Here is a 24,365-nt window from a genome sequence, read left to right as displayed (position 1 = left end):
AAAATGGAAAATAAAGGAGTTTAAATGATTAAAAAGATAGCGTTAATTTCGGCATTTTCATTGAGTTTGTTTGCCTATGAATTTGCAACTGTAAAAAAAGGTGTTATTCAGATAAAAAAAGATTATGTTGCAGATATATATGCAAAAAGACAGGTTATGCTGGCCCCGAGAGTTATGGGATATATTAAAGAGATAAAAGCGGAAGAAGGTGAAAAGGTTAAAAAAGGCGAACTTTTGTTTGTTGTTGACCCTACCGATGTGTATTCAATGCTCAATCAGGCAAGAGGCGCTCTTTTACAGGCCCAAAGCGGTGTTCTGATGGCCGAAATGACTTATGCAGATGCAAAAAGGGATTATGAAAGATTTAAAAATTTATATAAAGCCGGGGCTGTAAGCAAAAGAGATTTTGAAAAAATGACATTAAATATGAATATTAGGAAAAAACAGGTGGATATGGCAAAAGGTATGTTAAAAAGAGCAAAAGCGGCTCTTGTTATGGCAAGAAATCAAATAAAATATGCTAAAGTAAAATCCCCTATTAATGCGGTGGTTACAAGAAAAATGAAAAATGTGGGTGAAATGGCGCTTCCTGGATATCCTGTTTTAATTTTAAGCGATTTAAGCTCTCTTAAAGCAAAAAGTTTTGTAAAAGAAGGCGATATTGATAAATTTAAGCTTGGAATGAAAGTTGAAATTTTTGTTCCGGCCATTAATAAAAAATATAAGGCAAAGGTGGAGAATATCATTCCGAGTGCCGATCCCGCAACACATTCTTATATAGTTAAATTCAAATTTAATAAATATGATGATAAACTGCTTCCAGGAATGTATGCAAAAGCGAAGATAATTTTAGGAAAAAAAGAAGCCGTTCTTGTTCCGTTTGCCGCTTTGACGAGCAGGGAAGGGATTATGGGGGTTTTTGTCAATAGAGACGGAATTGCCAAATTTATAGCCGTTAAGCAAATTGCCCAAGAAGGGGATTATATTGCGCTCAAAGGATTGAATGCAGGAGAAAAGGTAATTCTTTATCCGCCTGCGAATATGATTGACGGACAAAAATTATAGGAGCGGGAATGGAAAAATTAAAAGCAATAAAAGCTAAATTAAAAGAAAAACGAAAAGAATTAAATGAATTAAAGTCACAATCATGTGACATAAGTGAAATACAAAAGCTTGAGAATGAAATAAAAGCTCTTGAAAATAAAGTAATTCAAAGAGAAAAAGAAGTTTCTCAAAAAGAAGAGGAATTAACTCATCTCGAAGAAGAATTAAAACTAAATATAGCGGGAAAACTTGCCAGAACTTTTTTAAAAAACCCTTTAACCCCTGTAATTGCATTAGCTCTTATTTTAATGGGATTGATTGCCATTCTTCTAACTCCAAGAGAAGAAAATCCACAAATTGACGTGCCAGCTGCCAATGTTATAGTGGTTTATCCTGGAGCCAGCTCTAAAGAAGTTCAAAATGTAATAGTTGAGCCGCTTGAAAGAATTTTAAAAGCCATGACAGGCGTCAAGCATGTTTACGGTATGGCTATGAACAGTGCCGGAATTGTGACTGTAAGGTTTAAAATAGGACAGGATAAGGTAAGAAGTCTAAGCAAGCTCTATGACAGGGTTATGCAAAATATGGATAAACTTCCAAAAGGCGTATGGACACCTTTGATTAAACCTGTTGATATTGACGAAGTGCCGATTGTAACTTTGGCCATTTCAAGTAAAAAATATAATGACGCCCAGCTTTACAGAATCGCCCAAAGATTGCTTAGTCCTCTTGCAGAAGTGAAAAATGTAAGTGTCATCGGAATAAAAGGGGGACATAAAAGGCAGTTTAATATTTTAATAGACCCAGAGAAACTTGCCGCTTATCATTTATCTCTCGCTCAGATTGTCATGGCTCTTAAAGCTGCAAATGTTGATTATCCTTTAGGCGGAATGGATAATAAAAAATATTCTATTCCTTTGGAATTTGACGGATTTATCAATTCAGTTAAAGATGTTAAAAATCTGGTTGTTGCGGATTATATGGGAAGGCCTATTTATATAAAAGATATTGCAAAAGTTAAAGACGGTGTTGATTTTCAACACAAACATAAAACTTTTTATGAAGCCGGAAAGTCTTTTTATGAAGATCCCCTTATAGGAAAAAGCGAAAATAAATTTCCAGTTGGTATAAAACAGAACCAGGTAACTGTTTTTGTTGGTAAAAAAAGAGGTACCAACGCCGTTTTTGTTGCAAGGGATGTAATAGCCAAGGCAAAGGAACTTCAAAAAACACTGCCAAAAGATGTCCATGTTTATATAACAAGAAATGACGGGCATAAGGCAAATCATGCGGTTAACGAACTGCTTAACCATTTGATAGTTTCCCTTGTTGTAATTTTCTTTTTATTAATTTTGGTATTGGGATTTAGGGAAGCGTTAATCGTTGTGTTTACCGTCCCTCTTATTCTATCAATTACACTGTTTATAGGAATGCTTGCAGGCCAGAGTATAAACAGAATCACCCTGTTTGCCCTTATTCTGGCTTTGGGACTTTTGGTTGACAGCGCCATAGTGGTTATAGAAAATATACACAGGCATTTTTCAATAGGTGATAAGCCGAGAGATTACGCCGCTGTTTATGCCACAAATGAAATCGGTAATCCTACAAATGTGGCTACACTTGCCATTATTTTGGCATTTTTGCCTATGTTTTTTGTTACAGGAATGATGGGCCCTTATATGGGACCGATTCCGTTTAATGTGCCAATTGCTATGATAGCGTCGCTTGTAATTGCGTATATGTTTACCCCCTGGGCTGCTGTTAAATTTTTACCTGAGCATAAGGAAAAACACGAGCCTTTTGATATTAGAAAAACAAAAACATTCAGGGTTTTTCATTCTATATTGAATCCTCTTTTAAATTCAACCCCTAAAAGGATAGTGTTTTTTAGTGTTGTTTTATTACTGTTTGCAGGTTCACTTATTTTGCCTGTGTATAAAATAGTTCTTTTTAAAATGCTTCCGGGAGCAAATAAAAATACGTTTAATATCACAATTGACCTTCCAAAAGGAAGCAGTATTGATACAACCACAAAAGTCAGCAACTGTGTGGCAAATATTTTAAGTAAACAAAAAGAAATAAAAGATTTTGAACAGTTTATAGGAATCAGCGGAGTGGTTGATTTTAACGGTCTTCTTAGGGGAAGTTCTATGAAACAGGGTGAAAATTACGGAGAAATAAGGGTTAATCTGTTTCCTAAAGAAGATGGAAGAAAAGAGAGTTCTATCGATATGGTGAGCAGATTAAGACCTGTTATTCAGAACCAGTGCGGTTTTGACAATGCAAATATAAAACTTGTTCAGGAACCTCCTGGACCTCCTGTAATGGCCACGCTTCTTATGCAGGTATTCGGGGGAGATGAAGAGGGCAGACTGAAATTGGCAAATTATATAGAAAGTTTATATAAACATACCGACAGGGTTGTGGATATTGATATTATGAGAGACAGACAGATTGTAAAATATAAAATTGTTCCTGATAAGCAAAAAGCGGCGCTTTTTGGAATCAGTGTAGAGCAGATTGCAAAAATACTCGGTATGGGATTAAAGGGAGCTGTAATCAGTGTTGCCCATATTCCAAGTGAAAAAGAACAGGTTGGTATTTTTGTGAGGTTTGAGAAAAAATACAGAAAAAATCTGGAAAGCCTTGATAAAATTAAATTAATGTCTATGACTACACACAGATTGGTACCTTTAAAAGAAGTCGTAAAAATTGAACCTGTTAAATATGACGGAATGATTACGAGTAAAGATTTGCGCCCTATGGTAATGGTTACCGGCGAAATGGATAAAAGAGGAAGTATTTATGCACTACTCGATATTTTCTTTAATCTTAAAGACAAAGGTGTTCCCGGATATAAAATTACTTATGACGGTAATCCGAGACTTAATTTAAAAGCCACTGATTTAAAAACAGGTAAAAGTTATGATTTAATCTGGGGCGGGGAATGGGAGCTTACATTTGATGTGTTCAGAGACCTCGGAAGCGCGTTTGGAGTTGCGGTAATTCTTATTTATCTTTTGATGGTTGCTTATTATAAAAACTTTAGAGTCCCAAGAATCGTACTTGCGGCAGTGCCTCTTACATTTATAGGAGTACTTCCGGGACATGCAATAATGAACTGGATAACTCTGGCGTTTTTCCATTCAAAAACATATTTTACGGCAACAAGTATGATCGGCTTTATCGCACTGGCCGGTATTGTTGTCAGAAATTCGCTATTACTTATAGATTTTACAAACGATTTAATTAAACAGGGCAGAAGTATAAACGAGGCCGTTATTGAAGCGGCGGCCACAAGATTCAGACCTATTGTTTTAACTGCCCTTGCTATTATTTTGGCTTCATTTGTCATTGTGCTCGATCCGGTATGGCAGGGTCTTGCCGTAGCCCTTATTTTCGGTGTTTTCGCCTCAACTGCGCTTTCGGTTATTGTTGTGCCTATTCTTTACTGGAGATATTTAATTTCAAAACATAAAAAAGAAAAACATATAGAATACGGATTAAAAGAGATTTAACTCTTTTTTTCTTTACATAACGAAAAATTATGATATAATTTTTCAAAAAAGAGTGAATATGGGCTCAATTTTATCTAAGATGCTTAAAATTATCGCACTTTCTTTGTTTACTGCAACAATGATACTTGTAATACTCTATTTTATATTATTAAATTTTTTTATATATGAAGAAGTAAACAAAGTAAGGTTGTGCACCAAAGCCATATTCAGTGTTAAATATTCGGAAATGAAAGATACTTACACTCCTTTTTCATCCATTATAAAAATATATAAAAAAAATACAAATATAGATTTTAAACTGTTTTCTTTATTTAAGAATCCTGAGCTAAAAAATAACGGTTTTTTTAAAAAAATTAAAAATAAAAAAGAGATATATAAGATTAATTCAAATTATATTACTTATTATAAACCTATTGTTATGAAAAATGAATGCCTGAAATGCCACGGTTATGAAAAACATAAAATTTTCAGCTGTGGAGGGATTAAAAGCTCAAATAAAATAAGAGGATTCAAAAAAGGCGACGTTGTTGGATATATAGAGGCAAAAGCGCCTTTTAAAAGATCTTTTATGAAATTTAATTTAACATTTTTAATTTCTTTCTTTTTGCTGTTTCTGGCTTTAATTGCCACGCTGTGCGGATTTTATAAATTTACAAATAATTTAAAAAGGGATATAACCCTGTTTTTGAAATTCTTTGATGAAAAAGTTTCAAAAGGTATTTATGAAAAATTAAATATCACAATGTCTTTTATTGAATTTCAAAAATTAAAAGTATCTATAAATAAAGCCGTAAATTCTATTAAATATTATAAAAACGAAATGATTAAAAGATATTATTTCAGCCCTGTTACCAATTTGCCAAACAGAATAAAATTAATGGAAGATATGAAAAAAACAGATAAAAATGCATTGGCTATACTTAATATTAATAAATTCAGGGAAGTAAACGATTATTTTTCCCAGGAAATGGGCAATTTAATTATTCAGGAAGTCGCAAAAAGATTAAAAAAACTTATTAATAATAAAATTTATCATATAAATATAGACGAGTTTGCCGTATTACTGGATGAATACGAATGTTTTGAAAACTGTTTATATATTAAAAAAATTATTAAAGAGTTGGAAAAACCGTATATTGTAAATAAAAACGAAATTAATCTTTTTTTCAGGGCGGGAATCGGTTCAAAAAAAGAAAAAGATGTTTTTACTGTAGCTGATATTGCAGTGGAATATGCAAAAAGAAAAAAAGTAAAATGTCTCTGTTACTGCGAAATAAAAGATTTGGCCCAGAGTTTTGAAAAAAATCAGAAAACTTTAAATATTTTGGAAAAAGCTATGAGAGAAGACAGAATAATTCCTTATTTTCAGCCCATAGTAGATAATAAGACACAAAAAATTGTAAAATATGAATCACTGATAAGAATGATTGATGAAAACGGAAAAGTATATTCACCGGGGGAATTTTTGGATGTGGCGAAAAGTGTTAATATTTATAAAAATTTAACACTGATTGTTTTTGAAAAAACTCTTAATTTATTTAAAGAAAGAAAAGAAGAAGTTTCACTGAATCTCTCTTTGGAGGATTTTGAAGATGATAATATAAAAGAAAAAATATATAAATTGATAAAAAATTTTCCCGAACCCGAAAGGATAACGATTGAGCTTCTGGAAAATGAAGACATTGCATCGGATTCTTATATATTAAGTTATTTGCAAAAACTGAAAAATTACGGGGTTAAAATTTTTATAGACGATTTTGGAAGCGGATATTCCAATTTCAGTTATCTGTTTAAATTTCAGATTGACGGATTGAAAATAGACGGCAGTCTGATAAAAAATATTCTTAAAGATAAGAAATCACAAATGATAGTCCAGACAATGGTGGAATTTGCCAAAAAAGGGAATATGGTGACTGTGGCGGAATATGTTGAAAACAGAGAAATTTTTGAATTTATTAAAAAACTGGGTGTCGATTATTCCCAGGGGTATTATTTTTCCGCTCCTAAACCTTTGATATAATTTTATTCAGGCGCTGTTTTTGTAGAAAAACTTGAAAATAAAAAAAAGAAAATGATTTGATAGAAAAAAAGTTAAAAATAAGGAAATTTTATGAAAATAGTTTTGGCTTCTTCAAATAAAGGTAAAGTCAGGGAAATAAAAGAAATTTTAAAAGATTTTGAAATAATCCCCTATACGGATTTAATTCAGGCATTTGAAATAGAGGAAAACGGAAAAAGTTTTAAAGAAAATGCGATTATAAAAGTAAAAGCCGTTGCTGAAAAACTTCCGGAATTTTTAGTAATGGCAGATGACAGCGGAATAAGCGTTCCCGCCCTCGGTGGAATTCCCGGAATTTATTCCGCAAGGTTTGCCGGAAGTGAAGCAAGTGACAAAGACAATTTAAAAAAGCTGATAAGCGAACTTAAAAAAAGAAATATAAAAAAAACCCCGGCTTTTTATACAGCAGCAATTGCAATAGCTTCACCTTATGGAATTTTTACTACGCATGGTTTTATGCATGGTGATGTTATAGATGAAGCAAAGGGTGATAAAGGTTTTGGATACGACCCTATGTTTATTCCAAAAGGGTTTGATAATACATTGGGTGAACTGGATGAAAAAATAAAACAAAAAATATCCCACAGAACAAAAGCCCTGAAATTAGCTGAGAATATATTAAAAGTTATTAAATAATTTTTTCATTTAAAGTAATATTTTAGCACATATGCCGCACGCTGCGCTTTCGCTTCTTAATATAAAACTTTGAAGTTTGTAAATTTCTCTGAATTTTTCTTTTTCTTTTTCGCTGAATCCGCCTTCGGGCCCTATTAAAATCGGCATGGTTATGTTTTTGTTAAATTCTATTTCTTTTCCGTTAAAATCAAGTGCGCTGAAATTAGGGTATTTTTCAAAAAAATCTTTACTTGAATTTAAAATTTCTATTTGCATTTTGTCACTTCTTCCGCACTGCTGGCAGGAATTTATAAGAATTTTTTCAATTCGCTCAAGTTTTAATTTAAAATTTCTCTGGGAAAAATCGCAGTATATAAAGCTTATTTTGCTCACTCCTATTTCATTTAACGAAGGAATTATTTTTTCCATGTTTTTAGGCTCAATTACACACCATGCGATATGAAAAAATGTTTTTGGTCTGTTTGGAAAATATTTTTTTTCAATAAGAGACAAAAAAGCCTCTTTTTTGTTTATTTCGTCTATTTTATAAATATATAAACAATCGTCTTTTAAATTCCTGATTTTTACAGGTTCGTTTCTGTTTTTTCTTCTTACCTTAAAAAGGTATTTATGGCTTTCACCTGTTAAAATAATCCTGTTTTGAGGGTCGGGATAATATAAAAACTGCATTTAGCGCCTTTTTGATATAATTATAATAAAATTAAGGAGAGGGTTTGGTAAATAATATAATATCTTTTTTAAAAAATCCCCAAAACAGCACTGTTTACAAAGTTTTAAATTTAAAAAAAGAAGAAACCGAAATATTAAAAATAATGCTTGAATTTTATCTGGATTCAAAAGAGGATGTCAGCGTAAAGGAAATTTTATTTTCGATATTCGGAAAAGACAAATTCAAAGCCCTTGAAAATATATACGTAATAAAAAATCTGATAGAGGAGGGATGGATTGTAATAAGCTCAGTGGGACAGTTTAAAATAAACGATATGACCAATCTGGAGCTTTTTAATTCTAGTATTTCTCTTTCCATCGCTTTTTTAAGGTTAATAGAGCAGGGCTCACTCGAACTTGTGGTGCCTGAAAATAAACCTTACAGTGACCATCTGGAATTTTTGCACGACGAATTTTTAAGAATAGAAATATACGAACAGCTTGCAAATATAAAAAATTCTTTTTCCAAAACAAGCTCAAGTATAAAAAGGCTTCAAAGCAAATTAAAACTTATTGAAAATACAATTAAAGAAAAAGTTAAAAAAACAAAAATTGACCTGCCGGTAATTAATTTTATAAAAGAGTATGAATTAAATGAAAAAGAGGAAATAATATTTTTGGCTCTTTTAAAAGAAGAGTACACCAATTCGAATGAAAATGCAAGGGAAATGAATTATTTATTAAATCTTGTCAGCAGTGATGAGATAGAAAGAATAAAAAACAGAAGTTTGCTGGATGAGAATTCAAAGCTTGTAAGCGAGGAAATTGTGGATTATGACGAACTGATAGGTGCTTTCGGCGGTTTTACAAAAATATTTTTTATAAATGATGAAATACTCAAAGATTTGATACATCCAAGAACAAAACATAAAATTGAACATATTGTAAAAGAAACGCTTTTTGATTTTATTGAGCCCGAATATTCATTAAAAGATATTGTTTTGGATGAGAATACAAAAGAGAGTCTGAATACTTTGTTAAAACAGATAGATAAAAAAGTAATAAATAAATTAAAAAAATGGGGAATAAAAAGCTCAAACGACATAGAGGCTAAAATAATTTTTTACGGATATCCGGGAACCGGTAAAACAGTTACGGCTTTGGCTTTGGCAAAAGAGCTTAATAAGTCTCTGCTCAGTCTTGACTGCTCTAAAATACTTTCCATGTATGTGGGTGAGAGTGAAAAAAATGTAAGGAAACTTTTTGACGAATATAATATGGTTGCGGAAAAGCTCAAAACAAAACCTGTGCTTTTATTAAACGAGGCTGATCAGTTTTTGAGCACAAGAACAACCGCAACCTTCAGCAGTGCCGATAAAATGCACAATCAGATGCAAAATATATTTTTAGAAAGAATCGAAAAATTTGATGGGATTCTAATTGCCACAACCAATCTGCTTGAATCATTCGATAAAGCATTTTCAAGAAGATTTGATATAAAAATAGAATTTAAAAAACCGTCTTTCAAAGAAAGATTGAAATTATGGGAGCTTAAGCTTCCTAAAAATGCTAAATACGAAGAAAATTTTGATATTAAAAAACTCTCATCATTTGAACTAACCGGCGCTCAAATTGAGGTCATAATAAAAAATACCGCCCTAAAAGTTGCTATGAGAAAAAATTCTGTGTTTAAAACTCAAGATTTTATAGAAGAGATTGGAAAAGAAAAAATAAATGCGTTTGACAGTGAAAAAGAGATAGGTTTTTTAAATTAGTGAATATATATTTATTACTTAATGTAACAGAAAACCTGTAAAATTTTTGTAAAGATTTGTTTTTTCATAAATTTTTCTTATAATTATTAAACTGAGAGAAAATATTTTATAATTTTGTTATACTGAAATTAAAAAGGAGATGAAATGGGTTTAATTTTGGCAATAGCCGCAGGTTTGATTACAGGAGTGGTTTTATTGTATCTGTTGGGTATAATAGTGGCACCTTACAATCCTGGTGAAATTAAAAACGATCATTTTGAATGCGGGCTTCCGCCAAGCAGCGAAGTTCCAAACAAAGCCAATTTCAATTATTTTATTTTTGCGATTGCATTTATTGTTTTTGATATGGCTGGGCTTTTCTTTTCTTTGTTTGTTTTTGCAGATAATAAAAATGCCTTAAACTGGGCGATGATATTTGGTGTATTGCTGTTCGCGGCTATTACTATCAGTATGAAGGAGTATAGAAATGCTAAAAGTGCTTGATTTTTTTAATTATGCTAGAAGCCGTTCACCCTGGATAGTTCATTTTTGCAGCGGTTGCTGCTCTCTTGAAATATTGGCATCCATGGGCCCGAGATATGACTGGGAAAGATACGGATATATAATGACGCCAACTCCCAGACAGGCCGATATTATTTTTATTACAGGGCTTGTAAGTAAAAAAATTCTTCCGGCTCTTCTTAGAACATATGAGCAGATGCCGGAACCCAGATATGTGGTTGCCATAGGTGCATGTGCGTTTGACGGGGGTCCTTATAATGATTCTCCAGCGGTAATTAAAAATATGACCGAAATTCTGCCTGCCGATGTGTTTGTGGCAGGTTGTCCTCCAAAACCGGAAGCCATTATTGCCGGACTTGAAGAACTTAAAGAAAAAATAAAAAGAGGCGAGCCGAGTGCTTCTAGCCAGGGGGGCTTATGGAAACAAATGAAATTTTAAGGGATGGCAATGGATAAACTTAAAGATATTTTAAAAAATTATGAAAACGAATATATTGAAGATTATAAAAAAACATGGGTGAAAGTAAAACTTAAAAATAAAGATGATCTATTAAATGTTGTAAAAGATTTAAAAAAAGAGGGGGTTAAAACCTGCTCAACCGTTTCACCTACCGATTTTATAGATGAAGATAAAATTGAGATGAATTATTTTTTGGAAGATTTAAAAAATAAAAGAAATGTATGGCTTAAAGTTGATTTACCAAGAGAGCTTGAAAAATGTGAAATTGATTCAATTACCCCTCTTTTTCCGAGTGCCGATTGGCATGAACTTGAGGCTTATTCGACTTTCGGAGTAAAATTTAAAAATCATCCGAATCTCAGGTATTTTTTAATTTCCCAGGATTTTTACGGAAAATTTCCTTTCAGAAAAGATTTTGACTGGGTTTCCCATGAAAAAAATTTAATAGAAAATATTAATATTATTACAAAAGATTTTTTTGATGATTTCGATGAAAATGAGCAAAAAATAGGGCATGAGAGCGCTCATACAATATTAAACTGGGGGCCTACGCATCCTGCAAGCGGGCCAATCAGATTAAAAGTTACCACAAACGGGGAAATTATTGAAAAAATAGACCCAGACATAGGATATGTATGGAGGGCACTTGAAAATTTAGCTGAGAGAAAAGATTTTATAGGGGCTATTACGGCGGTTGAGAGAATCTGCTTTATGGACAATCCCAATCCTATGATTTGTTATTCCCAGGCTGTAGAAGAGATTGCCGGTAAAGAAATAACCCCTTTTGCCAAATTTATGAGAGTTATTCTCGGTGAAACCGGAAGAATTGCAAGCCATTTGATTTCAATGGGTGGATTTTTCGGAACTATGGGCCTTCAGACATTTTTAATGTGGACACTGGATATCAGGGAATTTTTCCTGGATGTATTGGAAGATTACAGCGGTGCAAGAATCGCAACCGCAAGTGTTGAACCGGGGGGAGTGAGGTTTCCTTTAAGTGATTATAAAACATGGTTTGGGGAAATAGAAAAAGCAATTAAAAAATGGGAAAGTGTTAAACCTGATATCGAAGATATTTTTATGAAAAATCCGCTTATGACCACACGGGCAAAAAATCTTGGAGTGTTTTCTATTAACGATGTGGAAGAGTTTTATTTAGCAGGTCCTATAGCCAGAGCGAGCGGATATAAAACAGATGTAAGAATAGATGAACCTTATGCGGGTTACGGGGAGCTTGAAATGGATTATGTGACCTGTGAAAACGGAGATGCAAGAGACAGACTTTTTATAATCTATAAAGAAATAAACCAGGCTATTGATTTAATAAAACAGGCAGTGAAAAAAATTGAAGCAGGTATTAAAGTGGGAGAAATGGACCCAATGAAAGATCATTTGGTAAGAATTCCAAAAAGACTTCCAAAAGGAGAGGCTGTAGCAAGAGTTGAATGGGCGAGGGGCGAAATGCTTATGCATTTAGTAACAGGTGAAAAAGCAACCAGCCCTTACAGGCTTAAACTTAAAGCTCCGAGTGTAAACCATACAATGGTGCTTGATAAGCTCTTAAGAGGAAAAACATTATCTGACATTCCGCTGCTTTACGGAAGTATGCATATATGTCAGGGCGATTTAGACAGATAAGGAGATAAAATGGGAATAGGTGAAATACTTTTTTATATTTTTGTGTTTCCTGGACTTATATTTTTATTAGGCTGGACTTTTTTTATTTTTTATTTTTCAAGAAAAGCTCTGGCTTATGTTCACAAAAGAGTGGGTCCTCATTTTAACGGGCCTGCCGGCAGTTTACAAACAGTATATGATGTGTTTAAACTTTTGGTAAAAGAAAATGTGACTCCTAAAAGTGCTGATCCGTATCTTTTTAATATTATTCCCATAATTGCCCCTTTGGTGGCTGCACTTGCTGTGTTTTTAATTCCATGGAGTCCTTTGGTTAATAACGGGCATGGGATTATAGATACAAATTACGGAGTTTTGGGACTTGTTGTATTAATTGGGGTTGAACCGTTTTTACTGTTCCTTACAGGTTTTGGAAGTAATAACAAATATTCTCTTCTTGGAGGGATGAGAATACTTTCACAAATGTTGTCAATGGAATCGCCGTTTTTTCTTGCTTCACTCTCACCGGCAGTTCTTTTTGGAACTATGAATTTATATGAAATTATGGAGAGTAATACATGGCTTAACACATTAATTTTACTGCCGGGTGCGATTATTTATATTATAGCAATGCTTGGAATCCTTGAACAGCCTCCTTTTAATATTCCGGATGCGGAACAGGAAATTGTTTACGGATTTTATACTGAATATTCCGGAACAAATTATGTTTTGCTTAAATTTGCGGAATTTACCGAAATACTTGTTGTAAGTGCCAGTGCGGTGGTGTTGTTTTTCGGCGGATACAGAGGGTTGGGGTTTGAGAGTTTTTGGTGGCTGTTTATTAAAATAGTTTTAATTGCAATTATGGTTGTTGCAATAAGGGCGTCAAATCCAAGGCTCAGGCTTGATCAGATGTTGAAATTTACCTGGAGCTGGCTCACGCCTATGGCTATACTCAATTTGGTTTGGGTTACATTTGCAAGAATTTATATATTAGGAGCTTAAAATGTTATTCCAGATTAGCGAAAGAGTATTAAGGGTTTTAAAAGCAGTAACCGAGCCGAGAGAGGCTATTAAGGATGTGGTAAAAGAGCCGGCACATAAATCTCCAGTTTTCAGGGGAAGGCATGTTGTAAGATATGATATATGCACCGGATGCGATGCATGTAATAAAATTTGTCCTGTGGATGCTATTAAAATGAAACCGCTTCCTATTAAAAGGCCGAATAAAGTACCGGAAGTAAATTTAGCTATTTGTATTTTTTGCGGTTTATGTGAAGATGTGTGCCCTACCAAACCTGAAAAAGCCATTAAACTTTCAGGCGGGGACATAGAAATGATTACGCATGATGGAACACACGACACTCTTGAAAATTTCTGGGTAAGGGTTGACGTGCCGGAAGAGTGGATTGAAAAGAAGAAAAAAGAAGAAGAGGAAAAAGCAAGAAAAAAAGCTGAGATGCTGGCTAAGAAAAAAGCAGAAGCAGAAGCAAAGAAAAAAGCAGAAGCTGAAGCTAAAAAACAAGAGTCTGAAGCTCCAAAAGGAGAAGAAAAATGAGTATACTGATTTTATTTTTAGCATTAGTTCTTGCTGTTATGAGTCTAACCCAAAAAAATACCGTGGGTGCCGTGATGTCATTTGTTACGATGATGTTTTTACTCGGTATTTATTATATAGGAATGGATGAAAAACTGTTGGGACTTTTCCAAATATTTGTATATACCGGGGGGATTGTTGTTTTAACACTTTTCGGTGTGACGGTTATAGGTGCTAAATTTCCTGAATTTAAAATTAGGCCGTGGGCTGTTGCGGTTGTAACGTTTGTTTTGATAGGGTTGGTGATAATTCCGTTTTTAATGCCTGAAATTCCAAATGCCGGCAAGCCTATACCTCTTGAAGAACAGGTAAAGGTGTTTACCGATTTTTATGCTGAAATAGCTATTTTTACAGGTGTAGTGGGAGCAAGTATATTATATGGAAGTATTAGAATGCTGCACACTCTAAAACATGAAAAGGAATAAAAATGGTTAGTTTTTATATTGACGCTTTTTTTGCGCTTATGCTTTTTGGCGTTGGATTATATGGTGTTACAAGTAAAAGTGATTTTTTAAAAATATTTTTTTCTCTTGAAATGCTTTTAAATGCGGTAATTCTGCTTTTGGCAAGTGCGGCGTATCATTTTGGATTTACAAGAGGTTTGGCCGTAGCTTATGTAATTATAGTTATTGCCACACTTGAAGCGGCAGCAGGTATTTTGATATTTATATTAAGTTCAAGGATGACAGGTGAAATAATACCTGATAACCTGGATAAGGCGGTGAAAGATGAATAATGCAGTAAACATTTTATTATACGCTCCGTTTATCGGTGCAGTTTTGGCGTATGTTTTAGGTAAACTAAAACAGCCTCTGGCTTTTTGGGTAGCAGAAGTTACAGGCGCAATATTGTTTTTGGCAAGTATTGTTATATTTTTAACACATTCAGGCTCTCCTATAAATATTGATTATACATGGATTCACTACGGTGAAATTAATTTGCCTTTTGGAATTTATATAGACCATCTTTCCATTGTAATGCTTTTGATAGCGACTGGTCTTGGGTTTGCTGATATTCATTTTGCACATGATTATATGGGAAGCGATCCAGACCAACCGAGATATTATGCAAAAGTACTGTTTTTTATAGGCGGTATGATACTGCTTGTAATTACAAAAGATTTGATAGGTGCGTTTGTCGGCTGGGAATTTATGGGTCTTGCAAGTTATGCTTTAATTAGTTTCTGGTATTATAAAAAATCTGCTGCTAATGCAGGTATGCAAGCATTTTTATATACAAGATTTGGTGATATATTTATTTTAGCAGCAATTGGACTACTTTATTATTATGTAGGAACAGTTAATTTAGTAGAGCTAAATCATTTAGCAGATGCAGGAGAGATTAATAAAACAGTTGCGCTGGTTGCAGCTCTTTTTATTTTTATGGGTGCAATTGGTAAATCTGGTCAATTTCCATTATATCCTTGGCTAATGAATGCAATGGAAGGTCCAACTACAGTTTCAGCTCTTATCCATGGTGCAACTATGGTTAACAGTGGTATTTATATTGTAGCAAGACTTTTTGATTTTTATGCTTATACAGATGCGTTATATGTTGTGGCAAATGTTGCCGCTCTTTCGGCATTTATAGGCTCAACTTCTGCTCTTGTACAAAAAGAGATTAAAAAAATACTCGCTTATTCAACAATGTCACATCTTTCAATTGCTTTTGTAGGCCTTGGAGTCGGAAGTTTGGCTGCCGGAATGATGCATTTGGTAAATCATGCTATTTTTAAAGCGTTATTGTTCTTAAGTGCAGGTGCTATTATATATATTTCCCATCACACAAAAGATGCATGGAAACTGGGGGGATTAGTAAAAAAAGCTCCTTATATAGCCCTGTTTATGGCCATGGGCTCACTTTCTTTGGCGGGGGTTCCTCCGTTTAGCGGATTTTTTTCAAAAGAAATGGTTGTAACGGCAGCATGGCTTCACGGAAATGAATTTACTAAAATTTTTGTAACAATAGCGGCGCTTCTTTCAATCGCTTATATTACAAGACTTTGGATTTTGGTTTTCTTGGGAGAACCGAGAAACGAAGATATAGCGGGAAGCGTACATAAACCAAGTAATTTGTGGATTAGACTGCCTCTTGGAATATTGGCTTTTATAACACTTATTATTGCTATTTGGCAAAGTAATATAGTACATTATATTACAGGAGAAGCTGGTGTAGAGGAGCATATAGCCTGGCTTGGTATATTTATGCTTACAACTATGTTTGTTATTTTCTTAATTGTTGTAGGACTTTATGTAAAAGGACTGAACTTACTTTATAAAATAGGGTCCCACCATTTTGTACAGACAATTCATCAAATTCTATTCAACGGTTATTATGTAGAGGCAATGATTACCTGGATTAGCAAAAATATAATAGTGAATGCCCTTGCGGCATCTGCAAGATGGTTTGACACTTATGTTGTCGACTATATTGTTGACGGGAGCGTCCCTACAAGTTACAGAATTTATAAAATCTTCAAAAAAGGGCATACTGGTAAAATAGGAACATATATGGGACAAATGGTTATCGGTGTTGCAATTATTGTATTGGCAATCTTAATAATTGTAAAGGGTCTATGATGGTAGCGGTAGATATTATTTTTGCACCGATATTTTTATCGGTATTAGTCTATTATTTGACAAAATCAACTCCACAATATACAAAATATATAGCACTCGGCTGGTTTATTGTGGAATTTTTTATTGCGTTTAGCTGGTATAAAGATTTGCCTCAGGTTGGATTTTTGGAGCTTGGGAATTATTTAAACGTTCCTCAGTTTGGATTTGATTTGACACTCAGGGTTGATGCTTTGAGTATTGCAATGCTGCTTTTAACATCGGCTTTATTGATTCTTGTTGTGTTTACGTCCTGGGAAGAAAAAAACCAAGCGGCATATTTTAGTCTGCTCATTATGTTCAGCGGTCCTATTTTCGGTGTTTTTATGACCACTAATGTGTTATGGTTTTTTATTTTCTGGGAATTGACTTTGGTTCCGATGTATTTTCTTGTAGGAATTTGGGGAGGAGAAAAAAGAATATATGCTGCAATAAAATTTTTCCTCTTTACACACGTTTTTGCAATGTTTATGTTTGTGGGATTTTTTCTTTTATTTAAACAGACAGGATACTGGGATTTAACATTAATCAAAGAAGCGGCACTTACCACTCCTGCACTTATATGGTGGCTGATGTTTTTGGGATTTGCAGCAAAACTGCCCGTTTTTCCGCTTCATACTTGGCTTCCTGTCGCACATGTAGAGGCACCTAGTTCAATTTCTGTATTATTGGCAGGTGTTTTACTTAAAATGGGAGCTTACGGACTTATCAGGTTTACAGTTGAACTTATGCCTGAAACTACAAAAGAGTTTGCTATTTGGATGGTAATTATAGGGCTTACAACAACACTTTTTGCAGGAAGTTTAGCCATATTTGAAAGACATATTAAAAGAATGGTTGCCTATTCTTCAATATCACATATGGGTCTTGTTGTGGTTGCTGTTTCTACTATGACATATGACGGGCTTAGTGCGGCTTTATATGAAATGATAGGGCATGCTCTTGTTATATCACCATTGTTTTTAATTGCAGGATGGTTGCATCATAAAACACATACTTGGTATATGGATGAAATGGGAGGTATTATGAAATATGCACCATATGCTTCCGCAATATTTATTTTAGCCGGTATGGCAGCTTTAGGACTTCCAGGAACAATGGGATTTGTAGGCGAACTTACAATTATAGTTTCCGCTATTAAAGCCTATGGTTGGTGGATAACAATAATTGCTTTGGGAAGTTTGATAAGTGCCGGTTATATAATTTGGGCTGTAAGACGTTCGATTCACGGCGAAGCATCAGACACGGTAATAAAATCTGATTTTTCAATGACTATTGCAGAAAAATTTGCTTTGGGAGTTTTTGCCGTTTTAATTGTTTATTTTGGAATAAATCCACAGCCTATTTTTGATTTGGCAAATCAAGCATTCGGCTTTCTTGGAGGTATGTAATGAGTTTTATAATATTAATTGCAGCGGGATTATTGGTACCAGTGTTTTATAAAAGCAATATATTTATTGCTAAACTGATTGCAGTTTTGGCATTTATAGCATCTGCTTATTTTGTTTATACCAATCAAAGTTTAAGCAGTGTTTTTCCATTGTTTGTCACCGACAGTGCCACAAAATTGATTGAATATATTTTACTTGCGACACTTGCGGCCGTGTCTCTTTCACTTACAGGATTTGAAAGGCCGCTAATAGCCCAAATGCTTTTTATAGCAGGTCTTTCACTTGCAATACTCGAAACAGATAATTTTTTTGTATTTATTGTTTTGTTTGAGTCTATTGCGATAGTTTCTTATATTTTAGTTGCAAATATAAGAAATTTTTACAATGCGGAAGGTGCGGTTAAAGCATTTATAGCAGGTGCAGTAGCAAGTGGTATTATTTTGCTGGGATTTGCGTTTTTCTCTTTTACAACAGAGAGTTTTACATATTCCGAAATGAGTGTAAACGGTAAATTTACATTAATTGCCGTAGCTATAATGCTTGCAGGTGTATTTTACAAACTTACAATTGTACCGATGCATGCGTGGGCTGCCGATACATATTCCCAGGTTAATCATGCAGCCGCTGCTATACTAAGCGGTGTTATTAAAAGTGTAATGTTAATAGCTATTTTTAAGGCATTTTATAAATTTATGATTGCTTATCCATTGGCGACAGTATTGATTTTTAGTTTTTTTGCGATTATTACTATGACGCTTGCCAATTTTATGGCTTTGTGGCAAAAAAGAATTTCAAAAATATTGGCTTATTCTTCCATCGCGCACAGCGGTTATGCCCTTATTCCTTTTGCCGCAGCGGCAAGCGTTTATTCATACGCAGGAGTGCTTTATTATGCAATTGCATATATTTTTATGCAGACAAGCGTATTTTTGATTTTAAACGATTTAAGAAGAGAAGGGGGAGTTAAATTCCTTGAGGATATAAAAGGTTTGGGTATAAAAGCCCCTGTTCATGCATTTTTATTTACTGTCCAGCTGTTTTCGCTTGCGGGAATTCCTCTTTTGGCAGGCTTTATGAGTAAAGCTGTCGCATTTTATTCCGGAGTTGACGCCGGTCTTTGGCCTATAGTGTTGATAGCTGTTCTTAATTCCGCTTTGGCGGTTGCTTATTATGCATGGATTGTTAAACATATCTATTTTGACAAACCTGTAAATAATGTTAAATTGTCGATAACACCTGGCAGCTTGATAGGTCAGTTAATACTGTTGGCCGGTACAATTTATTTTGGGATTTTTGCTTCAGGCGTATTTAATGCTACAATTTCAATGTAATTCCATTTTAAGGAAATATATTGAAATTTTTTCTTTTTTTATTTTCTTTTATTTATTTGTTTTCTTTGGAAATTAACATTGATTATTTTAAAAATAAACAAAAATATGAAATACTGACTTTATATAACGATAAACCGTTTGTCTGCAAAAAAAATGTTAAAAAAATAATTTGTGAATTTAACGATATCCCTTCAACTCCAGTATTTAAAACAAATTCTGTTTTTTTTAATATTACTCCAAAATTTCAAAATAAAAAATTTCTTTTAATAATTAAAATAAAAGGATTTTATCAGTTAAAAAATTTTAATGAACATTTGTATAAGAATGCTTTAATAAATCCTTTTAAAATGCAAAAAACAAAAAAATGGGTTGTAATAGCAAGTGATAAAAAATTATATGAGCCAAAAATTAACGGGTTGAAATTTTATTTTACAGATTCTCCTAAACCCTTTATAGGGGCGATAGATGAAAACGGCAATCCAATTAATGAAGAGAGCGGGGATGTTTTAAAATATTTTGAAATTTTAAGCGCTTATAAACATCACAGAGATGTAACGGCGGAAATTGACAGTTTTGTTAATACTTATCCAAACTCGGTTTTTTTACCGGATATTTTATTTTTAAAACTTAAAATTTTAGATGCTCAAAATGATGCGAGTGACGTTATTAATTTTGGTAAGGAATGGATTAAAAAATTTGCATTTGACGACAATCTTCCAAAAGTTTTACTGTTAATGGCAAAAAATTATTCTAAAATCGGTTTTATGAGCGATGCAGGTTATCTTTTTCAAAGAATAATAAATGAATATCCAAACACAAAAGAAGCGTATAAGGCTATGATTTATTTAGCCGACCAGTTATATATGATGGGTGATGATAAAAAAGCCTTTAAATTTTATGAAAAAGCTTTATATTCAACTAATGATATTGAAATAGCTTCTCTTGCCGCTTCAAGGCTTGCCCAAAGATATATGGACAAGGGGGATATAAAAAAGGCAATTAAATATTATGAAAAAATATACAAAGCAAATAAAAATTATCTTTTAAAAGACACTCAAAAAGCCTATGAACTTTCAAAACTTCTTGCAGACCACAATGCGTATAAACTTGCCGTCAACATAGGAGAAGATTTAATAAAAAAACTTAAAAAATTGGATGATTTGTATGAACCTCTCGAATACAATCTGGCAAACTGGTATTATGAACTTGGGAATTATGAAAAGGCGCTTTACTGGATAGAAAGATATTTAAATGAATTTCCGTACGGGGATTATTCTGATGCAATGAGTGCGTTGAGGGATAAAGTTATTTTTCAGGTTCCGGAAAAAAACCTGACAAAACAGCTGCAAATAATTGATGAAATTCTTAAAAAATATAAAGGGGACATAGCGTATAAAGCATTATATAAAAAAGTAATGATTCTTTATAAGCTCAAAAAATATGATGAAATTTTAAAACTTGAAAATAAAATTAAAGAAATTCCGGATAAAATTTTTAAAAACAAAAAAGAGTTTTTAAATAAATTTAATAAGAAATATATCATTTATCTGCTTAAAAATAAAAAATGTTTTAAAGCTATTAATTTAATTAAAGCTAAAAAGATTGTTTTAGATAAAAAATATGACGAAAACGTTTATAAATGCGCAATTGAAACCAAAACCTACGATATAGCGTCTGTGGTTTGCAATAAATATTTAGACTCACCAGATGATAAAATTTTTATTAAATGGATGAAAAGAAAAATAACGGCACTTGAAGGTCTCAGGGATTATAAAAATTTAGTTTTAGCTGTTGATGATTTGTTTAATGTAATGAAAAAAGGATGTTATGAATATAAACTTAAAAAATTCTTTGCATTATGGAAGCTTAAAAGATATAATGAAGCATTAAAACTTGCAAAAGAGCTGGATAAAACAAAAGACATAAGAAATACAGACGCATTTATAAAAATAGTAAACCGGGCACTAAAAAACAGTGATAATCTTTTAGCGGCTACATATTCAAAAAAAATTATTGATTTGCAGGATAAATTTAGGGCGTACCCATATTCCCCTTTTGTGGAATTTACATACGCCCAGTATTCACAAAATAAAAAAGAGGCTGTTAAAGTTTTAAAAAGTCTTTTAAACAGAATAAGCGGAGAAGACAGGGCAAGGGCATATTTTATGCTGGCAAATTTAACAAAAAATAAAAAATATATTGATAAATGCCTTAAAGTTAAAAATTCAAAACTCTGGAAAGGGATTTGTAGGGACGCAAAAAATTTATTTTAATGTAAAATGAAAAATTAAAAATTAAATTCTTTTAATATAATATTTTCGAGTTTTTCAAGAGGTGCCGAAATTTTATTTGGAAACTGGGTTTTATTAAAAATCTGCTGTCTTTTTGCAAGTCTTGAAGTGTTTGTGACGATTTTTTCAAAAAGACTGTTTTTATCATATTTTCCATTAAAATAGTCTAACACTTCTTTTATTCCTATGGCTTTTAATGCCGGAAGTCTTCTGTCGCGGTATTTATACTCAAGATATGCCACTTCATCAATAAGACCCATTTCAAACATCTTTTTGGTTCTGAAATTTATTCTTTCTCTTAAGATGTTTCTGTCCATTTCTATTTCAAAAATGGGCAGATTTTTAATTACAGGTTTTGGAGGGTTTTGTTTAAAATATTCTGTGGGCGCTAAATTTGCAGCAAGATAAATTTTTATTCCTTTTTGGGTTCTATAAGAATCGTTTTTTGAAATTTTATCTGCGTAAACAGGGTCTATTTTTTTTAGAAATTCATAATTCAGTTTTTTTGCCTCTTTTTTTATTTCTTCACTGATTTGTGGCATTTTTGAAATTCCGCTAATCATGGCCTTTAAATAAAAACTGGTCCCCCCCACAATTATTATATTTGTGTGTGGGATTTTTTTATATATTTCTATAAATTTTGTTACGTCGAATTTTTCGTTTGGATATATTTCGTTTATTCCGTAATGTTTTACTTCGTTTAATTCTTTTTTATCCGGTTTTGCCGAAGCAATGTCAATTTCTTTATATATGCTTAAACTGTCGAGAGAAAGAATTTCATAATTTAATTTTTTTGCTAAGCTTATTGCCAAATTGCTTTTTCCTGAAGCTGTAGGCCCTATAATGGCAAACAAATTTATCCTTTTTTGCTACAATTATATAATAATTAAAGGTGAGTAGTGAGTTGTGAGTTGTGAAAAGTGAGTTGTGAGCTTGCCCGGCCGCTTGCAAAGCGGCGGGGTTGTGAGTTGAGAAATGGAGGAGAAATGATAAAAATATATATGGAATTGGTTAAATTTCAGCATACAATTTTCAGTATACCTTTTATATTGATTGCTATGATTGTGGCGGCCAACGGGTGGTTTGGATGGAAACTGCTGATTTTAGCGATTATAGCCGCTGCAAGTGCAAGAAATTTCGCCATGGCTTATAACAGATATGTAGACAGGGATATTGATGCAAAAAATCCGAGGACTGTAAATAGACCTTCAGTTACAGGAGAAGTAAAAGAAAAAGAGATGCTTTTATTTATCGGAATAAATGGCCTTATTTTTGTAATTACTGCTTATTTAATCAATCCGCTTGCTTTTAAGCTGTCAGTCCCTGTTTTATTTATTTTGGCAGGATATTCGCATTTTAAAAGATTTAGTGAATTTGCTCATCTTATTTTGGGAATTTCTTTAGGCTTAGCTCCGATTGCCGGGGCTATAGCAGTTACCGGTTCAATTCCCTGCTGGAGTGTTTTTTTGGCGATTGGTGTAATGTTCTGGGTGGCGGGATTTGATGTTTTATATTCACTGCAGGATATAGAGTTTGACAAAAAAGAGCATCTGCATTCAATTCCAGCATTGGCAGGTGAAAGAGGGGCTCTTTTTATATCCAGAATGTTTCATATTTTTACGGTAGTTTTTTGGGTATTGTTTGCCGCTTATACACATCTTGGTTTTTTTGGATGGCTTGGAGTTATTGTTTCTGCTGCAATGCTTTATTATGAGCATATATTGGTAAACAGGGATTTTAAAAATATACCAAAAGCTTTTTTTGATGTAAACGGTTTTTTGGGTATTATATTTTTAATTTTTATTATTTTGGACAAAGCATAATTAGTGAGTAGTGAGTAGTGAGTAGTGAGTGGTGAGTGGTGAGTGGTGAAGAATAATGGAGAATGATAATGGCAGATAAGATTAGACTGATACCGGTAATTGTTGAATTTGAATTTGATGAATATAATAATGAACTTCAAAAAGAGTTTGATATGCTCGGAAGTGAAAGCGACGACCCGATAGGACAGTATGTAAAGCTTGCAAAAGCCAGGGGGGAGACAAAAGAAACCGACCCTGTTTTGCTTGAATTATTGATAGCGCTCCACAGAAAAGTGGACGAGTTAAGCGCTATTGTTAAAAATGAAGAAAAAAATTTTATAAAGTTAAAAAATAAAACCAAAATTACTGAAATAGGTTTTGGTTATTTTAAAATAAAAAACAATTTATTCGAAAAAAATAAAAAATATTACGGCAGAATGAAACTTCCTGTTTTTCCTCCGAGGATTGTGCCTGTTATTTTTAAAGGTGCTGATAAAAATATTGCAAAAATCGAATTTATGCATGAAAGGGATGAAAAAGATTATAATGCCTATATAATGGCGAGGGAAAGGGCGATGATAAGACAGATGAAGGCTGAAAATGGATAAAATAACGTTGATAATGTTTATAGGGCTTAGCGGATTTATGCTTTTTTTATTTTTTTACATAATAAACAGAGACAAAGTAAATGAAAGTAAATTCGGGGCAATGGAATTAATGCTGGAGGATTTGAATCAGGAGGTTTTCAAATTAAAAAAAGAGATAAAAAATATCAAATGTGACAATGATTTGGAGAATTTGGAAAATATAATAGATGAAATGCTTACAAATCTTAAGTCAATGGAAAAAAAATATTTAACAAAACTTCAGGAACTGGAAGAAAAAATTTCTGTTGTCGAATGTAAAAATAAAAAGAAAGTTTTTGATTTTAGTAATGTTAACACACAGGATGAAGAAAAAATACGCTCGCTATATAAAAACGGCTATTCCATAGAAGAAATAAGCAGAGAACTCAGAATTCCCGCCGGCGAAGTGGAACTTGTATTAAAATTTTCAAATTTGGGCTGATTTAACCTTAAAGAA

The 24,365-nt window shown here is 33.0% G+C and carries 21 protein-coding genes; 19 read left to right on the top strand and 2 right to left on the bottom strand.

What is annotated here, in order from left to right; all coding sequences use genetic code 11:
- Window positions 1–24: 24 nt before the first annotated feature.
- From DZ65_RS0103210 to rdgB, 4 genes are all read left to right on the top strand, one after another.
- On the top strand, window positions 25–1,065 hold the full coding sequence (locus DZ65_RS0103210) for an efflux RND transporter periplasmic adaptor subunit (RefSeq protein WP_024791199.1): 1,041 nt from the start codon (window positions 25–27) through the stop codon (window positions 1,063–1,065).
- 8 nt (window positions 1,066–1,073) lie between these two features.
- Window positions 1,074–4,562, top strand: a complete 3,489-nt coding sequence (locus DZ65_RS0103205; protein ID WP_024791198.1) for an efflux RND transporter permease subunit — start codon at window positions 1,074–1,076, stop codon at window positions 4,560–4,562.
- Between the two features lie 58 nt (window positions 4,563–4,620).
- Window positions 4,621–6,582, top strand: a complete 1,962-nt coding sequence (locus DZ65_RS10320) for an EAL domain-containing protein (RefSeq protein WP_024787227.1) — start codon at window positions 4,621–4,623, stop codon at window positions 6,580–6,582.
- 90 nt (window positions 6,583–6,672) lie between these two features.
- Complete coding sequence (gene rdgB, locus DZ65_RS0103195; RefSeq protein WP_024787226.1) at window positions 6,673–7,257, top strand: RdgB/HAM1 family non-canonical purine NTP pyrophosphatase; 585 nt, start codon at window positions 6,673–6,675, stop codon at window positions 7,255–7,257.
- A 9-nt stretch (window positions 7,258–7,266) separates the two neighbouring features.
- On the opposite strand, the gene DZ65_RS0103190 is transcribed toward rdgB, so the two are convergent.
- The gene (locus DZ65_RS0103190) at window positions 7,267–7,926 is read right to left on the bottom strand and encodes a 16S rRNA (uracil(1498)-N(3))-methyltransferase (protein ID WP_024787225.1); all 660 of its coding nucleotides are present in this window, start codon (window positions 7,924–7,926) and stop codon (window positions 7,267–7,269) included.
- Between the two features lie 44 nt (window positions 7,927–7,970).
- Between DZ65_RS0103190 and DZ65_RS0103185 the strand changes: the two genes are divergently transcribed.
- From DZ65_RS0103185 to DZ65_RS0103130, 12 genes are all read left to right on the top strand, one after another.
- The gene (locus DZ65_RS0103185; protein ID WP_024791197.1) at window positions 7,971–9,680 is read left to right on the top strand and encodes an ATP-binding protein; all 1,710 of its coding nucleotides are present in this window, start codon (window positions 7,971–7,973) and stop codon (window positions 9,678–9,680) included.
- 144 nt (window positions 9,681–9,824) lie between these two features.
- Window positions 9,825–10,163, top strand: a complete 339-nt coding sequence (locus tag DZ65_RS0103180) for an NADH-quinone oxidoreductase subunit A (protein ID WP_024787223.1) — start codon at window positions 9,825–9,827, stop codon at window positions 10,161–10,163.
- Complete coding sequence (locus DZ65_RS0103175) at window positions 10,147–10,620, top strand: NADH-quinone oxidoreductase subunit B (protein WP_024791196.1); 474 nt, start codon at window positions 10,147–10,149, stop codon at window positions 10,618–10,620. Before DZ65_RS0103180 ends, DZ65_RS0103175 begins: the two co-directional genes overlap by 17 nt.
- A gap of 9 nt (window positions 10,621–10,629) precedes the next feature.
- Window positions 10,630–12,279, top strand: coding sequence for an NADH-quinone oxidoreductase subunit C (locus tag DZ65_RS0103170; protein WP_024791195.1), 1,650 nt, complete (start codon window positions 10,630–10,632; stop codon window positions 12,277–12,279).
- A 9-nt stretch (window positions 12,280–12,288) separates the two neighbouring features.
- Window positions 12,289–13,260 (top strand): complex I subunit 1 family protein, encoded by a 972-nt coding sequence (locus DZ65_RS0103165; protein ID WP_024791194.1) that lies wholly within the window; start codon window positions 12,289–12,291, stop codon window positions 13,258–13,260.
- Between the two features lies 1 nt (window position 13,261).
- A complete protein-coding gene (locus DZ65_RS0103160) occupies window positions 13,262–13,813 on the top strand; it encodes a 4Fe-4S binding protein (RefSeq protein ID WP_024791193.1) in 552 nt (183 codons plus the stop codon).
- Window positions 13,810–14,277 carry an NADH-quinone oxidoreductase subunit J gene (locus DZ65_RS0103155; RefSeq protein WP_024791192.1) on the top strand — a complete coding sequence of 156 codons (468 nt, stop codon included), beginning with the start codon at window positions 13,810–13,812 and terminating at the stop codon, window positions 14,275–14,277. The genes DZ65_RS0103160 and DZ65_RS0103155 overlap by 4 nt, the downstream gene beginning before the upstream one ends.
- A 2-nt stretch (window positions 14,278–14,279) precedes the next feature.
- Entirely contained in the window at window positions 14,280–14,588 is a 309-nt protein-coding gene (locus DZ65_RS0103150) for an NADH-quinone oxidoreductase subunit K (protein WP_024791191.1), read from the top strand.
- Window positions 14,581–16,431, top strand: coding sequence for an NADH-quinone oxidoreductase subunit L (locus DZ65_RS0103145; RefSeq protein ID WP_024791190.1), 1,851 nt, complete (start codon window positions 14,581–14,583; stop codon window positions 16,429–16,431). Before DZ65_RS0103150 ends, DZ65_RS0103145 begins: the two co-directional genes overlap by 8 nt.
- Window positions 16,431–17,858 carry a NuoM family protein gene (locus DZ65_RS0103140; protein WP_024791189.1) on the top strand — a complete coding sequence of 476 codons (1,428 nt, stop codon included), beginning with the start codon at window positions 16,431–16,433 and terminating at the stop codon, window positions 17,856–17,858. Before DZ65_RS0103145 ends, DZ65_RS0103140 begins: the two co-directional genes overlap by 1 nt.
- Window positions 17,858–19,189, top strand: coding sequence for an NADH-quinone oxidoreductase subunit N (locus DZ65_RS0103135; RefSeq protein ID WP_024791188.1), 1,332 nt, complete (start codon window positions 17,858–17,860; stop codon window positions 19,187–19,189). Before DZ65_RS0103140 ends, DZ65_RS0103135 begins: the two co-directional genes overlap by 1 nt.
- Before the next feature lie 20 nt (window positions 19,190–19,209).
- On the top strand, window positions 19,210–21,462 hold the full coding sequence (locus DZ65_RS0103130) for a lipopolysaccharide assembly protein LapB (protein WP_024791187.1): 2,253 nt from the start codon (window positions 19,210–19,212) through the stop codon (window positions 21,460–21,462).
- 14 nt (window positions 21,463–21,476) lie between these two features.
- Here the strand turns inward: DZ65_RS0103130 and miaA are convergent, their stop codons facing one another.
- Window positions 21,477–22,334: a tRNA (adenosine(37)-N6)-dimethylallyltransferase MiaA gene (gene miaA, locus DZ65_RS0103125; protein ID WP_024791186.1), complete on the bottom strand. Its 858-nt coding sequence runs from the start codon at window positions 22,332–22,334 to the stop codon at window positions 21,477–21,479.
- A gap of 132 nt (window positions 22,335–22,466) precedes the next feature.
- Between miaA and mqnP the strand changes: the two genes are divergently transcribed.
- From mqnP to DZ65_RS0103110, 3 genes are all read left to right on the top strand, one after another.
- Window positions 22,467–23,303: a menaquinone biosynthesis prenyltransferase MqnP gene (mqnP, locus tag DZ65_RS0103120; protein ID WP_035908116.1), complete on the top strand. Its 837-nt coding sequence runs from the start codon at window positions 22,467–22,469 to the stop codon at window positions 23,301–23,303.
- A 68-nt stretch (window positions 23,304–23,371) separates the two neighbouring features.
- On the top strand, window positions 23,372–23,890 hold the full coding sequence (locus tag DZ65_RS0103115) for a hypothetical protein (RefSeq protein WP_035908111.1): 519 nt from the start codon (window positions 23,372–23,374) through the stop codon (window positions 23,888–23,890).
- Window positions 23,883–24,350 (top strand): hypothetical protein, encoded by a 468-nt coding sequence (locus tag DZ65_RS0103110; RefSeq protein WP_024791183.1) that lies wholly within the window; start codon window positions 23,883–23,885, stop codon window positions 24,348–24,350. Before DZ65_RS0103115 ends, DZ65_RS0103110 begins: the two co-directional genes overlap by 8 nt.
- Window positions 24,351–24,365 lie beyond the last annotated feature (15 nt).

This window comes from Lebetimonas sp. JS032, assembly GCF_000523315.1.
In the GTDB taxonomy this organism is placed as follows: domain Bacteria; phylum Campylobacterota; class Campylobacteria; order Campylobacterales; family Nautiliaceae; genus Lebetimonas.
Note: the sequence above shows the minus strand (reverse complement) of the source record. Positions and strands in the feature narration are given on the sequence as shown.